The sequence below is a fragment of the Loigolactobacillus binensis genome (assembly GCF_005405165.1).
In the GTDB taxonomy this organism is placed as follows: Bacteria; Bacillota; Bacilli; order Lactobacillales; family Lactobacillaceae; genus Loigolactobacillus; species Loigolactobacillus binensis.
Window position 1 is genome coordinate 127,788 of sequence record NZ_BJDN01000002.1, and the last position, 15,998, is coordinate 143,785.

General features: G+C 43.8%; 19 protein-coding genes and 2 pseudogenes. 16 read left to right on the forward strand and 5 right to left on the reverse strand.

From position 1 onward, the window contains the following. Window positions 1-10 precede the first annotated feature (10 nt). Both FFM78_RS01630 and ftsY read left to right on the forward strand, forming a co-directional pair. A complete protein-coding gene (locus FFM78_RS01630; RefSeq protein ID WP_137636694.1) occupies window positions 11-826 on the forward strand; it encodes a Cof-type HAD-IIB family hydrolase in 816 nt (271 codons plus the stop codon). A gap of 118 nt (window positions 827-944) precedes the next feature. Continuing rightward, on the forward strand, window positions 945-1,952 hold the full coding sequence (gene ftsY / locus FFM78_RS01635; RefSeq protein WP_137636695.1) for a signal recognition particle-docking protein FtsY: 1,008 nt from the start codon (window positions 945-947) through the stop codon (window positions 1,950-1,952). A 94-nt stretch (window positions 1,953-2,046) separates the two neighbouring features. On the opposite strand, the gene FFM78_RS01640 is transcribed toward ftsY, so the two are convergent. Beyond that, window positions 2,047-2,373 carry a hypothetical protein gene (locus FFM78_RS01640; protein WP_137636696.1) on the reverse strand — a complete coding sequence of 109 codons (327 nt, stop codon included), beginning with the start codon at window positions 2,371-2,373 and terminating at the stop codon, window positions 2,047-2,049. 207 nt (window positions 2,374-2,580) lie between these two features. On the opposite strand from FFM78_RS01640, the gene FFM78_RS01645 reads away from it, so the two are divergent. Both FFM78_RS01645 and ffh read left to right on the forward strand, forming a co-directional pair. Beyond that, the gene (locus FFM78_RS01645; protein WP_137636697.1) at window positions 2,581-2,925 is read left to right on the forward strand and encodes a putative DNA-binding protein; all 345 of its coding nucleotides are present in this window, start codon (window positions 2,581-2,583) and stop codon (window positions 2,923-2,925) included. A 64-nt stretch (window positions 2,926-2,989) separates the two neighbouring features. Beyond that, window positions 2,990-4,426 (forward strand): signal recognition particle protein, encoded by a 1,437-nt coding sequence (gene ffh, locus FFM78_RS01650; RefSeq protein ID WP_137636698.1) that lies wholly within the window; start codon window positions 2,990-2,992, stop codon window positions 4,424-4,426. Between the two features lie 57 nt (window positions 4,427-4,483). On the opposite strand, the gene FFM78_RS01655 is transcribed toward ffh, so the two are convergent. Further along, entirely contained in the window at window positions 4,484-4,687 is a 204-nt protein-coding gene (locus tag FFM78_RS01655; protein WP_137636699.1) for a CsbD family protein, read from the reverse strand. A gap of 299 nt (window positions 4,688-4,986) precedes the next feature. On the opposite strand from FFM78_RS01655, the gene rpsP reads away from it, so the two are divergent. The 10 genes from rpsP (at window position 4,987) to FFM78_RS01705 (ending at window position 12,494) form a co-directional block, all read left to right on the forward strand. Next, window positions 4,987-5,262, forward strand: a complete 276-nt coding sequence (gene rpsP, locus FFM78_RS01660) for a 30S ribosomal protein S16 (protein WP_137636700.1) — start codon at window positions 4,987-4,989, stop codon at window positions 5,260-5,262. A gap of 10 nt (window positions 5,263-5,272) precedes the next feature. Next, window positions 5,273-5,512: a KH domain-containing protein gene (locus FFM78_RS01665; RefSeq protein WP_171001806.1), complete on the forward strand. Its 240-nt coding sequence runs from the start codon at window positions 5,273-5,275 to the stop codon at window positions 5,510-5,512. A 148-nt stretch (window positions 5,513-5,660) separates the two neighbouring features. Next, a complete protein-coding gene (gene rimM / locus FFM78_RS01670) occupies window positions 5,661-6,191 on the forward strand; it encodes a ribosome maturation factor RimM (protein ID WP_137636701.1) in 531 nt (176 codons plus the stop codon). Continuing rightward, the gene (trmD, locus tag FFM78_RS01675) at window positions 6,181-6,918 is read left to right on the forward strand and encodes a tRNA (guanosine(37)-N1)-methyltransferase TrmD (protein ID WP_137636735.1); all 738 of its coding nucleotides are present in this window, start codon (window positions 6,181-6,183) and stop codon (window positions 6,916-6,918) included. The genes rimM and trmD overlap by 11 nt, the downstream gene beginning before the upstream one ends. Before the next feature lie 79 nt (window positions 6,919-6,997). Then, on the forward strand, window positions 6,998-7,834 hold the full coding sequence (locus FFM78_RS01680; RefSeq protein WP_137636702.1) for an alpha/beta hydrolase: 837 nt from the start codon (window positions 6,998-7,000) through the stop codon (window positions 7,832-7,834). Window positions 7,835-7,957: 123 nt separating this feature from the next. Next, complete coding sequence (gene rplS, locus FFM78_RS01685; protein WP_137636703.1) at window positions 7,958-8,305, forward strand: 50S ribosomal protein L19; 348 nt, start codon at window positions 7,958-7,960, stop codon at window positions 8,303-8,305. A gap of 828 nt (window positions 8,306-9,133) precedes the next feature. Next, complete coding sequence (locus FFM78_RS01690) at window positions 9,134-10,015, forward strand: ABC transporter ATP-binding protein (protein WP_137636704.1); 882 nt, start codon at window positions 9,134-9,136, stop codon at window positions 10,013-10,015. 6 nt (window positions 10,016-10,021) lie between these two features. Next, window positions 10,022-10,786 (forward strand): ABC transporter permease, encoded by a 765-nt coding sequence (locus tag FFM78_RS01695; RefSeq protein WP_137636736.1) that lies wholly within the window; start codon window positions 10,022-10,024, stop codon window positions 10,784-10,786. Next, entirely contained in the window at window positions 10,776-11,879 is a 1,104-nt protein-coding gene (locus tag FFM78_RS01700) for a sensor histidine kinase (protein WP_137636705.1), read from the forward strand. Before FFM78_RS01695 ends, FFM78_RS01700 begins: the two co-directional genes overlap by 11 nt. Before the next feature lie 6 nt (window positions 11,880-11,885). Further along, complete coding sequence (locus FFM78_RS01705) at window positions 11,886-12,494, forward strand: response regulator transcription factor (protein ID WP_137636706.1); 609 nt, start codon at window positions 11,886-11,888, stop codon at window positions 12,492-12,494. Between the two features lie 107 nt (window positions 12,495-12,601). On the opposite strand, the pseudogene FFM78_RS01710 reads toward FFM78_RS01705, so the two are convergent. Next, a pseudogene (locus tag FFM78_RS01710) lies at window positions 12,602-13,371 on the reverse strand (IS5 family transposase). Between the two features lie 100 nt (window positions 13,372-13,471). Next, the gene (locus FFM78_RS01715) at window positions 13,472-14,197 is read right to left on the reverse strand and encodes a Fic family protein (protein WP_137636707.1); all 726 of its coding nucleotides are present in this window, start codon (window positions 14,195-14,197) and stop codon (window positions 13,472-13,474) included. 249 nt (window positions 14,198-14,446) lie between these two features. Here FFM78_RS01715 and FFM78_RS01720 point away from each other — a divergent pair, with 249 nt between their 5' ends. Further along, a complete protein-coding gene (locus FFM78_RS01720; RefSeq protein ID WP_137636708.1) occupies window positions 14,447-14,701 on the forward strand; it encodes a hypothetical protein in 255 nt (84 codons plus the stop codon). A gap of 102 nt (window positions 14,702-14,803) precedes the next feature. On the opposite strand, the gene FFM78_RS01725 is transcribed toward FFM78_RS01720, so the two are convergent. After that, the gene (locus FFM78_RS01725; RefSeq protein ID WP_137636709.1) at window positions 14,804-15,223 is read right to left on the reverse strand and encodes an SRA domain-containing endonuclease; all 420 of its coding nucleotides are present in this window, start codon (window positions 15,221-15,223) and stop codon (window positions 14,804-14,806) included. Window positions 15,224-15,437: 214 nt separating this feature from the next. Between FFM78_RS01725 and FFM78_RS01730 the strand changes: the two are divergent. Further along, window positions 15,438-15,985, forward strand: a pseudogene (locus tag FFM78_RS01730) (helicase-related protein); the annotation flags it as partial. Window positions 15,986-15,998 lie beyond the last annotated feature (13 nt).

The following is a 15,998-nucleotide window of genomic DNA, read 5'->3' on the forward strand; positions in this document are numbered from 1 at the left end:
CAGGTAGCCAATGAGTATTCACATGATCGCGTTTGATTTAGATGGCACTTTATTAAATGACGCTAAAGAATTAACGCCGCGAACGGTGGCCACTTTACGGCAGTTGGCGGCGCAACAAGTGCAGCTTATTTTATGTACTGGTCGGCCGATCAACGCCATTTGGCCTTATTTGACGCAACTGGCGTTGACGGGCGCTAACAATTACGTGGTCACCTTTAATGGTGCGTTAGTCCAGCAAGTGGCCACTAAGCAAATTTTGGCCCAGCAAAGTCTGAATAAGGCCGCGCTAGCACCGTTAGTTGATTTTGCGCAAACGGTGGCGTGGCCACTGGATATTTTGGATTTTGAACAAGTTTATCCGTTGACCGAGTTACCATCTTCGTTATATCAACAAATGAATCCTAAATTAAAATTTGTGCCCCAAACTTTTGCTAGTTTAGATGCTAATTTAAAATATAGTAAGGCCGTGGTCGCCGCGGATCATCAGTTACTTGTGGCTGGGCAGCAGCAATTGCCAGTCACGTTGCAGGCGGCTTTTAATGTGGCTTCGTCGCGGACTAATTTACTGGAATTTAGTCCGCAAACGGTCACCAAGGCCACCGCGCTGGACGTCTTGTTGCAGCGCTTTGGCTGGCAGCGGCAGCATTTAATGGCTTTTGGTGATCAATTAAACGATCTGTCAATGTTGCAGGCAGCGGGTACTGGTGTGGCGATGGTCAACGGGGTGGCAGCGATCAAAGCCGCTGCTGATCAGGTCACCACCGCCAGCAATGATGACGATGGGGTCGCCCGCTTCTTACAGGCCTATTTTCAACTAACGGTCTAAAGGTTGGTATAGACGTAAAAAAAGGTCGTTAACTGCAGGGGTACCAGTAACTTTAATGGCAGCAGGGTACAAAAAACAGCTTGTTATTTGTGCTACGCTTTAGATGAGGAGGGATCAGATGGGATTATTTGATAAAATTAAGCAGGCGTTTACCGGTGGTGCCAAGCCGGAAGAAACGGCGGCGGAAGAAAAATATGATAAAGGTTTAGAAAAAAGCCGCAAAACCTTTGGCGATCGTTTAAACGCTTTATTCGCCAATTTTCGTACGGTGGATGAGGATTTTTTCGATGACTTAGAGGAAACTTTGATCGGGGCCGATGTCGGCTATGAAATGGCGGTCAAGTTAAGCGACGAATTGCGGGATGAAGTTAAATTACGGAACGCTAAAAGTCAGCAAGAAGTGGCGGCGACGATCGTTGAAAAGCTAGTTAACATTTACGAAGCGGAAGGCACTGATGAAAACAACGCCATTAATTTTGCGGCAGAGGGACCAACGGTGATCTTGTTTGTTGGTGTTAACGGTGTCGGTAAAACCACCACCGTCGGCAAACTGGCTCATCAGTACAAAGAAGAAGGCAAAAAGGTGGTTTTGGCGGCTGCCGATACTTTCCGTGCTGGCGCCATCGAACAGCTCCAAGTCTGGGGCCAACGGGCGGAGGTGCCGGTGATCGCTGGTAAGGCCCAAAGCGATCCGGCAGCAGTGGTTTACGATGCGGTGCAAAAGGTCAAGCGTGATCACGATGACGTTTTATTAGTTGATACCGCTGGCCGGTTGCAGAACAAAGTCAACTTGATGAACGAGTTGGAAAAAATCAAACGGGTGATCGCCCGGGAAATTCCGGAAGCACCCCACGAAGTTTTGCTGGTACTGGATTCAACGACCGGCCAAAATGCGTTGATCCAAGCGAAGCAATTTAAGGAGACCACCAACGTCACCGGGATCGTCTTGACGAAATTAGACGGTACTGCTAAAGGCGGGATCGTTTTGGCGATCCGCAGTGAACTGGACGTGCCGGTTAAATTAGTTGGTTTAGGTGAACAGATCAATGATCTACAGCCGTTTGACGCTAATGCGTTTGTTTACGGCTTGTTCAAGGATCTGATCCAACCGGAAAAAACGGAATAAAAAAGGGTGCGCCGTTAGCTAAAAAGTTAAGGCCGCACCAGTCACAAAAAAAGGAGGGACAACAGTAATTGTTGTCACCTCCTTTTAAATCATCTTATTTAGCTGTTTTTGGTGCTGAGACCCGGCCAAAAATAAACTGACAAATGATCAACACAACGTTGACCCAGTTTAAAATGCCCAACCAGCTTGTTTGGGGAACTTTACTTGAAGCGGAACCCAACGCCCACTGGATGAAACCGTTATCGCCATAAGCCCAAACAACCAATAAACCAGCAATGAGTGCAAAAATATTTAGAAAGCCAAACGCCCATAAATTACCGCGCTCGCCATTGGCTAAATATTTGAGGGAGAAACCGACGTTCCAGATCAACCAGACGAATAATACTAGAACTGCGGCCCAATAAATAATAACAGGTACCATGTTGTAGCCTCCTTTCAAAAGCAGTCACCATTAGTTATGAATAACCAATAGGTCGATTCAATCTTATTTTAGCAGATTACGCGTAAAAAAACAGTTAAAATTGTTAACGTTCCCACAAATTATCAATTTTGTGGCTTGTAATTGATTTTGCATTCAGCTTAGGTTACGCTTAACAAGTATGCAGAAAATGAAATGCTGGAGTTTAATATGGAAATTGAAAAAAATAATCGGGTGAATTCATTATTTGAATTTTACGCGCCGTTATTAACTAAAAAACAATATCATTATCTGCAGCTTTATTACGCAGATGACTACTCATTAGGCGAAATTGCGGCAGAATTTAACGTGAGTCGCCAGGCCGTCTATGATAATATTAAACGGACCGAAAAAATTCTAGAAGCCTATGAGCAAAAGTTACAGCTTTATCATGATTTTCAGATCCGCAATGACGCCGTTGATCGCCTGCAAGCTTATGTGCAGGCGCATTATCGCCAGGACCAACAATTAATGCAGTTGGTCGGTGAGCTGGAACAAGATGAAGCGGACGAGTAGCGCCGGCCAAAGCGCCTAGGCATAATGAGGCAGTCTGACTTAACTTAAATTAGAGGGTGAAATAATGGCATTTGAGGGTTTAACTGAGCGTTTACAAAACGCTATGAGTAAATTACGCCGTAAAGGCAAAATATCGGAGGCTGATCTGCGCGACGCAATGCGCGAGATCCGGTTAGCTTTGTTGGAAGCCGACGTTAACTTTGGTGTCGTCAAAGATTTCGTCAAAACCGTTCGCGAACGCGCCATCGGCAGTGAAGTGCTGGAAAGCTTGACCCCAGCGCAGCAGATCGTCAAGATCGTCGATGAAGAATTGACCAAGGTTATGGGGGCTGAAGCGGTACCGCTGAACAAAGCACCGCACATTCCGACGATCATCATGATGGTCGGCCTGCAAGGGGCTGGGAAAACGACCACCGCTGGAAAGTTGGCCAACCGCTTAAAAACCAACGACCACGCGCGGCCATTATTTATTGCGGCCGATGTTTACCGGCCAGCTGCCATTGATCAGTTGCAGGTGGTGGCCCAACAAGTGGGCGCGCCGGTTTTCCAATTAGGGACGGACGTTGATCCCCGCGAGATCGTCCGCCAAGGGCTAGCTCAAGCAGCGGAGAATAAAAATGACTACGTGATCATTGATACTGCCGGCCGGCTGCAGATCGATGAAAAGCTGATGCAAGAATTGGCCGACATCAAGTCCTTAGCACAGCCCAATGAAATTCTGCTGACCGTCGACGCGATGACCGGGCAAAATGCCGTTAACGTGGCTGAAAGCTTTAATCAGCAGTTGGACATCACCGGGGTCGTTTTGACTAAATTAGATGGCGATACGCGTGGTGGGGCGGCTTTGTCGATTCGGGCCGTCACCGGTAAACCGATCAAGTTCACCGGTCAAGGTGAAAAGCTGACCGACTTAGATGTTTTCCATCCCGACCGCATGGCCGATCGCATCCTGGGCATGGGCGACATGCTGACCCTGATCGAAAAGGCGCAAACCGACTACGATGAGAAAAAAGCGGCCGATCTTGCCGAAAAAATGCAAGAGAACACCTTTGATTTTAACGACTTTATCGACCAATTAGATCAAGTCCAGAAAATGGGTGGGATCCAAGATATTTTGAAAATGATGCCGGGAATGAATAACGTGCCCGGCTTAGATAAAGTGCAAATGGGACCTAAAGAAACGGGCCACATGAAGGCGGTTGTTTATTCCATGACCCCGGCTGAACGAACTAACCCTGATCTATTGAATCCAAGTCGCCGCCGTCGGATCGCTGCCGGCGCTGGCCGTCCGATCCAAGAAGTCAACCGGATGATCAAACAATTTAAAGAATCCCGCAAAATGATGAGCAAAATGTCCAACGGTAACTTTGCGGGTATGGACCAAATGTTTGGCCAGGGGATGTCCGGCCGCTTAGGTAAAATGGCGATGGGCTCCATGGTGCGCAAACAAAAGAAGCAAAAGCAAAAACGCTTAAAGCAAGCGCGTAAACGCCGTAAATAGCGACGTAAGGCAGGCTTATAAGCACAAAATAAAGGAGCTGCCGTTTGGCAAACTCCTTTATTGGTCGTCGTCAGTCTTAGCAGCACGCTGAAGCTTAGCCCGTTTTTCTTGGGTTTTGACTTCGGCTAAATGCTTGGCTTTTTCCTTAGCTTTAGCTTGTTCTTGTTCGAGCTGTCCTTTGGTTTCCAGCTCATCGTTATTCGCCACTTTACCAGCGGCCTCCTTGAGCTTACCTTTTAGCTTATCCATTTTACTGGCCATTGCGTCAGCTCCTTTCAAGGCTAGTTCCTTGGTTCTACTTTAATTATCGCAAGTTGTGCCGTCCAGTGCGAATAATATGCCTGTTGCTGGTTAACCGCTAAGGCTGCCGAATTAGTCAAAAAATAGCCGCCAGTTTAAAAAAATAAATTATTTTAAGAGAAAAATAGCGGCTAAGAGGCCTTTTATGGGGGCTAAACACTGCTAGATAGGCATTTTAAACCTGTAAAGAAAAAACCCTTTACAACACTGCCAATAACTGGTATATTTATTAGCGTTGAATAAGTTAAGGAGGTGCAGTAATGGCAGTTAAAATTCGTTTAAAGCGGATGGGTTCTAAGAAGCGCCCATTCTACCGTATCGTTGTGGCTGATTCACGTTCACCTCGTGATGGCCGTTTCATCGAAACCGTCGGCACATATAACCCATTAGTTAATCCCGCCGAAGTTAAATTAGAAGAAGACACAATCCTTGATTGGTTACAAAAAGGTGCGCAACCTTCTGATACAGTACGGAACATTTTATCCAATCATGGTATCATGCAAAAATTGCACGAAGCAAAATTCGCTAAGAAATAAGGATTAAACGATGACCGATGTGAAAGAACTAATTATTACGATTGTTCAGCCACTCGTCACCTATCCTGATGACATTCAGGTCACAACTCACGAAACGGAACGGTTTCATGAATATGATCTCCACGTCAACCATGAAGATATTGGGCGTATCATTGGTAAACAAGGTCGAGTGGCACAGGCGATTCGAACGATCGTTTATAGTGTGAAAGTCCCGGGTAACAAGCGGGTGCGTCTCAACATTATTGAATAAAACAGTTAAACGCCTCAATAAGACAGTGATGTTTTATGGGGTGTTTTTGTTTAGTGTGCTGCACTTAGACGGTAAACGTTTGGGCCAGCATTTTTAGACGAAATCAGTTGCAAGGTGCTAGCTTTTAGCACGCTGGAAAGGAATTAGCATGAGCGAAAACTATTATACAGTCGGTCGCATCGTCAACACCCACGGTATCCGCGGCGAGGTGCGCGTGATGGCGACGACTGACTTTCCCACCGAACGGTTTCGGCCGGGGGCAAAGCTGTACGTTAAACCAATGGGCAAGCCCCAAGCTTTAACGGTGAAAACTCACCGGCTGCATAAGAATTTTAATTTGCTATCGTTTGAAGAATTAGCTGATTTAACGGCCGTTGAACCGTTAAAGGGCCAGACCTTATATGTTGCCGGTGCTGATCAGCAAGAATTAGCCGCTGACGAAGGCTTTTACTACCGGGATATCATTGGCCTTAAAATCGTTGAACAGGCGACTGGCGCTGATTTAGGCACAGTTAAGGAGATCCTCAGTCCGGGGGCTAATGATGTCTGGGTGATCGCCCGCCCGGGACAAAAAGATTGGCTGTTGCCGTACATCAAACAGGTGGTTTTAAACGTTGATCTAACGGCGCAACAGGCGTTAGTTGACTTACCGGAAGGATTGATCGATGATGCGGATTGATGTGCTGAGTTTGTTTCCAAGTATGTTTACCGGGGTGTTCGAGCAGTCGATCATCGGTAAGGCGCAGCAGCGGCATTTGTTGGATATTGAAGTGACTGATTTTCGGGCCTACTCCGATGATCTTAAGCACCACACCGTTGATGACTATCCCTATGGTGCTGGTGAAGGGATGTTGCTGAAGCCACAGCCGATTTTTGCGGCAATGGCGGCGTTGGAACAAAAGCAACCGGGGCCGAAGCGGGTGATCCTGCTTGATCCTGCCGGTAAAAAGTTTGACCAAAGCGTTGCCACTGACTTAGCGACCAGCGAGCATTTAGTTTTTATTTGTGGCCATTATGAAGGCTACGACGAACGGATCCGCCATTTAGTCACCGACGAAATTTCACTTGGTGATTACGTCTTAACTGGCGGTGAACTAGGGGCAATGGTAGTGATCGACACCACGGTGCGCCTGATCCCCGGTGTGTTAGGCAATGAAAGCTCCGCGGACCATGACTCATTTTCGGATGGCTTGCTGGAACACCCGCAATATACGCGGCCCGCTGACTATAACGGCATGCAGGTTCCGGAAGTGTTGACCAACGGCAATCACCAACTGATCGCCCAATGGCAAGCAAAGGAAGCTTTGCGCCGCACTTATTTACGCCGCCCGGATCTGTTGCAAAAAGTTACTTTAACTGAGCAACAACAAAAACTACTAGCACAAATCAAACAAGAAGAAAAGTAGGCCGCCTAAATTGATGGTGGCAAAATGCGATTATGCAAGCTAGCTGCCAATAATTGACTGGCTGGCCGGAGGTGAGCCTATGAAGCGTCGCGGCGCTTATTTACTATCGTTGTTGCTATTATTTACCGCAGGCTTATTTTATACCAGTACCCGTGTTCAGGCGACAACGCCGGCGCATTATCGGCGGCCAACGTTGCTGATCGCAGGATTAGGTGCCGGCAAACAAACTTACAATAATTTTATTACCCATGCTGAACAGCGTGATGATGGGCGCTACGCTTTAACGGCAGTGATCGAGCCCGATCATATTCAGTATTTTGGTCACTGGCAGCCAGATTATCATCATCCGTTGATCAAAGTCGTTTTTGCCAATAAATGGGCTTCGTGGCAGCAAAATGCGATCTGGCTCAATCGCTTGCTAACCCAATTGAAGCAGCGTTACCACATTCGCAGTTTTAACGCGATCGCCCATTCCCGCGGCAATCTGGATCTACTGATCGCGTATAGCCACCAACACCCGCTGCTTTTAAAGCGGGCGGTTTTGATCTCGGTGCCGGCAGATGGCGCGCTGGGACGAGGGGATACCCTGCAAAATCGGCTTTTAGCCAATGGGCGGCCGGAATTTCGGCATGATGCCTACCGCGATCTAGTGCATGCGCGGAAGGACTTTCCCCCTGGTGTTCATGTGCTCAGCATTATGGGCAATGTCGGTAACGGAACGGATTCGCGGGTGACCAACGTTTCCAGCAAATCCTTAGTACCAGCGCTAGGCCAACGCTTCTCGTCTTACCGGCAAGTTTTGGTGCGGGGCCCCTTGGCTAGTCATCACCTGATCGTTCGCCGGAATCCGCGCGTCCGGCGGCTGGCCCTTAACTTTTTATGGCCAGAGCAGAAGGACAAACGCCCACCGCGGTAAGATTTAAGCTTTACAGGCATAAAATTATATGCTAAAATTTAACTTTGTGATGAAGAGTCACTGATCACGATATTCCGCTGCTGCGGTTGCGGCAAGAATGTCTGTAGAAAAGGAGAAATTTTCATGAATCCATTAATCGAAGAAATCACTAAAGAACAATTACGTTCTGATATCCCAGCATTTCGTCCTGGGGATACCGTTCGCGTTCACGCTCGTGTCGTTGAAGGCACTCGCGAACGGATCCAGTTGTTCGAAGGCGTTGTTATCAAACGGCGCGGCGAAGGCATCAGCGAAACTTACACTGTACGTAAAGTCAGTAACGGTGTCGGCGTTGAACGGACATTCCCGATCCACACACCACGTGTTGCCAAAATCGAAGTTATTCGCTTTGGTAAAGTACGTCGGGCTAAATTGTACTACTTACGTGCATTGCACGGTAAAGCAGCACGGATCAAAGAAATCCGTCGTTAAGCTTACGCTACAGAAACCGTCCAGAAATGGGCGTTTTTTTTGTAGGGTTAAATAAAATGCTGCGCTGTATAAGTAAATGGGATGTAAAAATTGACTAGCTAAGCTTATTGCTGTTTTCCGATCTGTTGTTTATGAACTAGTTGCTGGGCACAGCACGGTTAACCAATTAGAGGTGGGCCTATGTGCGGTTTAGTAAGCGTTAGTAAAAATGCACACTAGTGTTGTTTAGACGATTAACTATGGCCAAAAATATCCGCTTAAACTTATTCAAATAACCAATAGTGTTTTTTAACCTAAATTGATAATGAACAGTAGCGTTCATAAGCGTAGCTAGAAATAAACAGTAGTGTTCATAAACGTAACTGGAATAAACAGTAGTGTTCATAAGCGTAACCGACAATAAACGCTAGTGTTTTTGTGCAAGGTTGAATAGGGACAGAAGCGGCAAAACCGAGTTTGATTTTGAAATTATTTTTAGGGTGCTGAGCAGCGGTATAACAACGTTGCTCAGCCTTTTTTTATTTTGATAAGAAAAAAGTTGGCAGAAAAGCGGCCGCTTATTCGAACCTATAAGTAAAGGGAAAAATAAAAAATCAATTTTAATCATGTTTTGATTGGTCTGTGAATGAGAATGTGTAATCAACTAAATTAGATGAATTATATGACATTTGTCATGTTTAAAAAGTGACAGATGGAACTATAGTACATTGACGTAACTTGATAGAATACAGTTATGGCGTCATGCTTTTTGGAATGCAATTTACTATTTAGCTTGAACATTTTGCGTACCCAAGATGATTTTAATATTGAAATAGAGGTCCAATAATTATGAAAACACTTATTCAGGCACAACATTTACAATTTAGTTATGGCACTAAACTTGTGTTAAACAACCTAAACTTTACTATTTATGCAGGTGAGATCATAGGCCTAATCGGTGAGAATGGTGCTGGCAAAACAACGCTGCTGAATATTCTGCTCGGTGTATATTCGGCTTCAGGCAAGATCACGTTATTTGAACAACGGCCTGGTAGTAAATTTGTCAAGGCACGGATTGGCTCCATGCGGCAAACGGATATGGTGATGCAGGGTGTTAATGTTTTAGAATTATTAACGGAAGTTGCGACCTGCTATTCGACACCACTTACAGTTGATCAATTGCTCAATGAACTTCAGTTAACCGAAATCGCTTCAAAACGGTTAACTAATTTATCAGGGGGACAATTGCGCCGCGTCACTTTTGCTGTGGCTTTGATCGGTGATCCAGACTTATTGTTTTTGGATGAACCGACTGTTGGAATGGATGTTAATGCCCGCCGAGTTTTTTGGCGGCGAATTCAGTTATTGAAGCAACAGGGGAAAACGATTATTATCACCAGTCATTATCTAAATGAAATTCAAGATGTTGCAGATCGGCTATTATTGATGCACGCCGGCCATTTTATTTTCCAAGGAACCTTTAGCAAGTTACAAAAGCAAAATCAACGGGTCACAATTACATTTCAGACGCAGATCCCGGTGACAAGGTTTAAAACATTACCTGGGGTTACTGATATTAGGAACGCAAATGATCAAATTTGTATTAAAAGCGTTGATGGGGATATAACACTAACCGCGTTAACCACTTTTTTACCTCAGCTTCGGCAAATTACAGTTACACGGGAATCCTTAGAAGATATTTTTATTCATTTAACGAATAAGGAGTTATAGCAGATGATGATGCATTTTAGGACACAATTATGTTTTGATGGTAAACGTTTGGTTTTACGTAATCTTTCTTTTTTATTTTTTTCATTGTTAATGCCGACAGGATTTTATATTCTTTTCACACGAATTATGACTATGGGGAATCCTGCACAAATGAAATTATTCTTTGTAACCTATATGGGAAGTATGATCATTTATAGCGGTTTGATCAGTGCTGTGTTTAGCGTTGCTGCAATTCTTAAACATGACCGCGATCACGAGTTTGTTGACCTATTGAAAGCCACTCCGCACGGTCTAAATGCGTATTATATCTCGATTGGATTATGGAGCATGGCGATGAGCGGGCTAGCAATTATTGTGATCGGTAGTGTCGCAACCGTGGTCAATCAGGTTAGCCTATCAGGATGGCAGTGGTTAGGCATGGTTGGTATTGCACTCTTTGGTCAAATACCGTTATTGATGATCGGTGCGATGATGGCGTCTATTCAGCATAATGAAACCCTAAGCCTAGTCAGTAATATTGTTACTTTTCCGATGGCCATTCTCAGCGGGCTTTGGTGGCCGTTAAATCTATTGCCGACTTGGTTACAAAAAATTGGAAAGCTGCTACCGACCTATTTTACTAATGAACTATTAGGAAATCTATTTACTAGTGGTAAAATTAAACTGAGTTCATTTATTGGCATTAGCGTTTGGAGTATTGGCTTGTTGGCCGTAATGTTAATTGTAGTTAAAGCAAAGCATAAGTGGGGTGCAAAGATCATTGCGGCATAAAGAACATCTAAATCTGACAACTAGAAAGTGGATCAGCTATATTTGGTTAGTTTATTTACCATATACAATTGCGTTGTATCTGCCAATCAATACTGTCACTGATTGGTTTTGGTCAGGGCTGTCGGTGGTATTCTTAGTGACTTATGTTTTGGTGATCGAAGTGCCGCGTTGGCGATCAATCACAATGCCAATGGAGTTACTCATAACCGGTTTATTTTCGGTGTTCGCATTTAACTTTTATTTAATTATCTTTCCCGGCTGGCAGATAGCTACAATTCTAGCTGAACGGCCTAAAAAATATTTCCGGTGGTTTGTTACTGCTTATTATGCATTTCTGCTAAGTGGGGTGATTCGCTTCAATGGCTATCATCCAGGGATTCTAAGCCTACATAATGGTGCTATTGTGGAACTAGCATTTCCCTTTATTTCACCGATCTTCGCTTATTTACTGGCTAGTTCGATGTTCCGTCAACGCCAATTGCATCAGACCAACCGGCGTTTACAGACCATTATTCAGCGTGATGAGCGTGAACGGATTACGCGGGATCTCCATGATACATTAGGCCAAAGTTTTTCCATGATCACGATCAAAACCGAATTAGCTAAAAAGTTATTGCAAAAAGCACCAAATAAAGTTGCGGCTGAACTTGATGATATTGAGCAAACAAGTCGCCAAAATTTACAGATGGTTCGTAAAATTGTTAATAATCTCCATCAAAAATCACTTAGCGAAACTTTACTGGAACAAAGTAAAAATTTAGCAACAGCAGGCGTGCTACTTTCAACCCACGGCGAAGAAGCTGCTTTAAAATGGCCAACAGCTATCCAGAGTCGGTTAGCCGCTGCTATGACAGAAGCGTTGACCAATGTTATTAGACATGCCAATGCACATTCAGTTACCATTCAATTTTTGCTGCATAATGATCATTTTCAGGTTTTGATCCAAGATGACGGTCATAGCAAGCAACTTACACGTGCTGGCGCGAACGGTATTACTGGTATGCAGGCGCGAATGCTAGAGGCAAAGGGAACGTTCACGATCGTTAAAAATAAAAAAGGGACACTTGTTACTTTAAAATTACCGAAGGAGTAGTTGCTAGTGATTACGATCTATTTAGCCGAGGATCAAAGAATGCTAAATTCGGCACTTTCACAATTATTGGAATTAGAGGACGATCTACACGTTGTTGGTCACGCTAATGATGGCGCCACAGCTTGGATTGAGATTCAGCAACTGAACCCGGATGTGGCTATTTTAGATATTGAAATGCCGCAGATGACTGGCCTTGACGTAGCCGATAAAATTCAGGCGGCTGATGAAGCAACTAAAGCAGTGATCTTGACGACCTTCGCGCAAAAAGCATATTTTGAGCGGGCGGTTCATGCTCAGGTAGCGGCTTATTTGCTCAAAGATAGTCCTAGTGATGATTTAATTACTGCTATTCGCCAAGTGATGGCCGGCCAGACGATCTATGCACCTGAACTTGTGACCAACATGTTGTCGGTGGATAGTAATCCGCTGACCAAACGGGAATTAGCTGTTTTAGCAGCGGCTGATAAAGGATTGACGACCAAAGCAATTGCGGCTGACTTATTTCTTTCCGATGGGACTGTACGAAATTATTTATCAGCTGTTTTTAGTAAACTTGGAGTTCACAACCGGATTGAAGCCGTTAAAATTGCGAGAACGAACAAATGGTTGAAATAAGACTTAAATGCTGGCTTAAAAGAAAATGATGAGGCAACAGGTTGATTAATCTGTTGCTTCATCATTTTTAAATTATTTTCAAAATCGGACTAGGATGTGTCTTCAAACTATCTAGTCATTAATAATATTGAAGCAATGTAAAGGAATGTACGGAATATTCGCGTTGTTTTATCATATCTGGTCGCTAATCGACGAAAATGTTTTAATCGATTAAAAAAGCATTCAATAACATGCCGTTCTTTGTAGATCCACCAATTCGTCTCCCATTGTTCTTTAACGGTGATTTTAGGCGGAATTGTATACGTGCCACCTTGTTCGGTAATATAGTCGCGATTGGTCTTAGCACCATACGCACGGTCGGCAACGACATTGACCTCAGTTAACGAAACCTGTTCTAGCAAGGTTAACGCGATCGGCCCTTCATTGACATTACCAGCAGTAATATGAAAAACAATCGGATTACCCAACGCGTCCACTAAGGTGTGGACCTTGGTCGACTTGCCACCACGACTGTCGCCAATTTGGTTTGCTTCACAATTTGGCCTCCTTTTTTGGCCCCAGCACTATGCTGATGGGCAGAAACAATAGTAGCGTCCATGTGTAAGTTTTCTAAATCCGGTTCATCGTTAAGAGCTTGGAAGATCTGTTCTAATAACCCTGAATCCGTCCAGCGCGACATGCGCGTATAAACTGATTTCCAGGGGCCATAATACTCGGGAAGATCACGCCAAGGAGCCCCAGTTTTACTGATCCAAAGCATTGCGTTGAACATTTGGCGATTACTATGGCAAGCGGGGCGACCTGTACGGTATTTGGGAAATAATGTTTTGATCATATCCCATTGTGCATCAGATAATTCGTGACGGCGCTTGGTCATTGTGATCAGTCCTTTATTTTTAGCATAACAAAATAAAGGGTATTTCCGAAAGTTTAATGCGCTTGAAGACACGACCTAGTCTGCAGAAAAGTGGAATGATTTAAATAGGCTGTTCTGGGTCGTCAGCTTGTTTTGATTCAGCTTTGGGATAGACCGTTTTTGCCGGTGCATAACTGAAGATGCAGTTATCATACAACCATGGTTTAATGTCACGATCATTGTTCGTTCGGTCGAACTTCTGTAATTTTGACTGATACCAATGCATTTTATTTTCGGGAATTGCTAACATGCCGGCACCGTGCGTGAGCAAAAGATTGTTGGCGGCAAATAGCGCAGTCCGTTTGTTGCCATTTTCAAAGTATTGCTGGCGCGATAAGTGCAACATCAGGTTAATAGCTTTTTCGGTCGCACTGATTGACTGCTGCGTGATCAATTGTTGAAACCATTGTTTTTCAGTGGCCTCGTTAGGCTTAGGCGGGGTCCAGACCTCATTCGTCAATGGAACAACAACGTCACGTTGGCGTAATTGGCCGGCACTAGGCGTTTCCACTCCTTGAATCAATAGATTAATCTGTTTAATATCATTAAAAGATAACTTTTGTGTGTTATTGATCATGAAATCAAATGCGTGCTTCATTTTTAAGACAGTAGCGACATCATTTGCTTTAACGCCATGCAATTCCTCGTTGTCGATAATCTGCTTAGTTTGTAAAGGTGTTGTTTGTAAGTTTTCAAACTTACCAGTAGTGAAAATTAAATCAGCTTCGTTGACGATCAATAAGTGCTGGTTGTCAGCAATACTTAGTTTAGATTTATCTGGATACACGAGCAGTCACCTCCTAAAAGAATTATAACCGAAGATTTTGCTTTTGCGTTAAAATATTGTGCAGCGGTGGCCGACCGCCGGTATTGGATTTTGTATTACCACACGCATTCACTGTTAATGTAAGCCTTTTTACTACTAGCAAAATTATGCTGACTTTTCTGTTGATTTGCAGGATAATTGAAGTAATTACAAAGTTAGGGTGGCACTTAAGCGCCCAACGGATCAGTTTTTATAATAATGGAGGTCAAGATGTTAGCAAATGGTTTAGAAATTCTATTTCAACTGATCATATTATGGTCGGTGCATTCGGTTAAAAACAAATCAGTGCAGGCGCAACGCTGGTTAATCGTGATCGATGTGTTGGTTGGTCTGATAATGCTGGCGACAGTGGCTGATTTCTGGTTAGACGATTGGCTAGGTTTGCACGTTATTAACGTGATTTTGAGTTTCTTAATGGTGGGTGCAGTATTGATGCGGTTGCGGGTAATCAGGCGGCAAGCGTGAAATGTGGCGGTATTGTGCCACAGTGTGACATAAAACTAAATTTTTGTGATGAGCAACGAAACAGCGCGCAGAATTCAATTTCTGTGCGCCGTTTTTGCATACTTATGCTTGATTAATTTTTACCGGAAAAATCCAAACCTTCCGCGGTTTATCGTCAAAATCAAGCTGTTGTTCTTGAAAAGGCTCTTGGCAAAGGGTCACTGGACCACGATAAATATATTCGGTCTTCTTCAACACTTCAAACAGATAAATATTAGCAGCCGTGGCAATTGAAACGCTTTGCAAGCGCTTGTTTTGGCCGAAGTCCAGTGATTGATCGCCATATTTACCCATGCCAGTGTAGTAGAGAATATCGTGTTCACGGTGATCGTCGTAGCCTTTGGTGTGGTCGGAGATTAGGCCCAGCGCGTTATTTTTGCGCGAGTAACGCATGCCACCCATGTTACTGACGTTGAAGGCGGCGGTGAGTTCTTTGTTGGTGTAGGTGTTGCCTGGTTTTAGGTTGACGGTAAAGTTAGTCATGCGGGGACCTCGATTTCAATTTGAAATTTGACACTACAAGTTACGCTAAGTTTACCGGAGTTTATTTAGGAATCGCTATCAAGTATTTATTTTTTTAATTGAAAGTACATTATTGGACTGTTGTCATGGTAAAATTGGGAGTGAAATTATTGTGAAAGCTCATTAAACAAATTGGAAGTGACAAATCTATTTAGATTTAAATGTAGCCGATGGTAGCACACCGAAATTTATTAGCGGCATTAAATTAATTGAGAAATTGGTTTCTGAAGGAAAAAAGTGCTTGTTTGGGGTATGTTTGTCGGCACGATGCAGAAGATATGTCGGGTTTTAAGTTCTAAAGGTATTGATGTTTGCTTGATATACGGTGGCACACCAAAAGATCAGCGTGTTGATTTGATTAATAACTTTAGGGATGGTCACGCACAAGTTTTAGTGTCTAATCCAGCAACTTTAGGAGAATCAATTTCATTACATCAAACTGTGCATGATGCTATATATTTTGAATATAATTTCAATTTAACGTTCATGCTTCAGTCAAGAGATCGCATTCACCGATTAGGGTTAGAACCAAATCAATATACACGATATTATTATCTAATGACTGAGGGTGACGCTGCCCATAAAGGGTTTATAGATCGTCAGGTTTATGACCGTTTAAAGGAGAAAGAAGCGGTGATGTTAAATGCGATTGATGGGCAATATCTTTTACCAGAAGTAACGAATAGTTATTTGGATGATGTTAAAAGTATTTTGGAAAATTAATTAGCAAGAAAAT